This is a genomic window from Kitasatospora sp. NPDC057198, assembly GCF_042670125.1.
In the GTDB taxonomy this organism is placed as follows: domain Bacteria; phylum Actinomycetota; class Actinomycetes; order Streptomycetales; family Streptomycetaceae; genus Kitasatospora.
This window is the reverse complement of sequence record NZ_JBHUWH010000831.1, coordinates 1-1,681: the sequence shown is the minus strand read 5'-3', so window position 1 is coordinate 1,681 and position 1,681 is coordinate 1. Positions and strand designations below refer to the sequence as shown.

Genomic DNA, 1,681 nt, shown 5'->3' with positions numbered 1-1,681 from the left:
GAACGTTCCTCCGGGGCCCGCCGCTTCACCTGCCGGGTGCCGGTCAGTCGTCGCCGCGCAGGATGGCGATCAGGCGCAGCATCTCCATGTAGATCCACACCAGCGACAGCGTCAGGCCGAAGGCCGCCCGCCAGGCTTCCTTCTCGGGGGCGCCCATCCGGATGCCCTCCTCGATCTCGGCGTAGTCGAGGGTGAGGAAGAAGGCGCCGAGCGCGATGCCGACCAGGCCGACCAGGATGCCGAGCGGGCCCGAGCGCAGGCCGAAGTCGGCGCCGAAGGCCATCGCCACCATGTTGACCAGCATCAGCAGGACGAAGCCGATGGCGATCGAGATGCCGATCCGGGTGTACCGGGGGGTGACCCGGATCCGGCCGCTCTTGTAGGCGAACAGCGTGGCCGCGAAGACCGCGGAGGTGCCCAGCACGGCCTGGATCGCGATGCCCGGCCAGAGCGTCTCGAACGCCTTGCTGATCGCGCCGAGGAAGAAGCCCTCCAGCGCCGCGTAGGCCAGGATCAGGCCCGGGTTGACGCTGCGCTTGAAGCTGATCACGAAGCCGACGACCATCGCGACCAGGCCCGCGCCGATCGCCGGGACGAAGTTGTCCATCGGCACGGTGAACCACGCCACCGCACCGAAGGCGACCAGGGTCAGCAGCGTCATGGCCGTCCGGGCGACCACGTCGTCCATGGTCATCCGGCCGGTCTGCAGCGGTCCGGCGGACGGCGCGTTGTACATGCCGGCGAGCTGGTCGTCCGTCAGCGGCGGCTGGTCGGCGTACGGCTGGCCCGCGTACGGGCTGCCCGCGTAGGGGCTGCCGGCGTACGGGGTCCCGTACGCGTGCTGCCCCGGCTGGCCGGCCGTCTGCGTGCCGAACCCCGCGTACTGCTGGTCGCGGGTGAAGGACCCCTCCCGCGAGAAGACCGGGTTCCTGCTTCTCATCACATTCCTTCCGGGGCGGCACGGCACCACCCACACAGAGCACAAGAGTAATGGTTTGGCAAAGTATTCCGCGTCGGTCGTGAGGATGATCCCGTGTCGCCTGCGCGGGTGGCCATCCAGGGGGCAGGGTGGGGGGCGCAACTGACGCATACCCAGAAAGGCGGCCCCGATGGCCGAGGAACTGTACGCCACCCTGAAGACCAACAAGGGCGACATCGTGATCCGGCTGCTGCCGAACCACGCCCCCAAGACGGTCAAGAACTTCGTGGAGCTGGCGACGGGTGAGCGCCAGTGGACCGACCCGAGCACCGGGCAGCCCAGCAACGACCCGCTGTACGACGGCACGGTGTTCCACCGGGTCATCGAGGGCTTCATGATCCAGGGCGGCGACCCGCTGGGCAACGGCACCGGCGGGCCCGGCTACAAGTTCGCCGACGAGTTCCACCCGGACCTCGCCTTCACCAAGCCGTACCTGCTGGCGATGGCCAACGCCGGTCCGGGCACCAACGGTTCGCAGTTCTTCGTCACGGTCTCCCCGACCACCTGGCTGACCGGCAAGCACACCATCTTCGGCGAGGTCGCGGACGAGGCCAGCCGCAAGGTGGTGGACTCCATCGTGGCTGTCGAGACCGGCCGCAACGACCGCCCGGTCGAGGACGTGGTGATCGAGAAGGTCGTCGTCGAGACCCGCTGACGCCGCCCGGTGCGCGGAAGCCGCCCGCCCCTCGGCGAGGGGCGGGC

General features: G+C 69.4%; 2 protein-coding genes. One reads left to right on the top strand and one right to left on the bottom strand.

The window, feature by feature from the left end; all coding sequences use genetic code 11:
• Window positions 1–43: 43 nt before the first annotated feature.
• Entirely contained in the window at window positions 44–940 is an 897-nt protein-coding gene (locus ACFUEL_RS39440) for a Bax inhibitor-1/YccA family protein (protein ID WP_380243003.1), read from the bottom strand.
• A gap of 169 nt (window positions 941–1,109) precedes the next feature.
• Between ACFUEL_RS39440 and ACFUEL_RS39435 the strand changes: the two genes are divergently transcribed.
• On the top strand, window positions 1,110–1,634 hold the full coding sequence (locus ACFUEL_RS39435) for a peptidylprolyl isomerase (RefSeq protein WP_380243001.1): 525 nt from the start codon (window positions 1,110–1,112) through the stop codon (window positions 1,632–1,634).
• Window positions 1,635–1,681 lie beyond the last annotated feature (47 nt).

Coding starts and splice junctions, on each gene's coding strand:
- ACFUEL_RS39440 (WP_380243003.1), bottom strand. CDS start 940: ATGAGAAGCAGGAACCCGGTCTTCTCGCGGGAGGGGTCCTTCACCCGC.
- ACFUEL_RS39435 (WP_380243001.1), top strand. CDS start 1,110: ATGGCCGAGGAACTGTACGCCACCCTGAAGACCAACAAGGGCGACATC.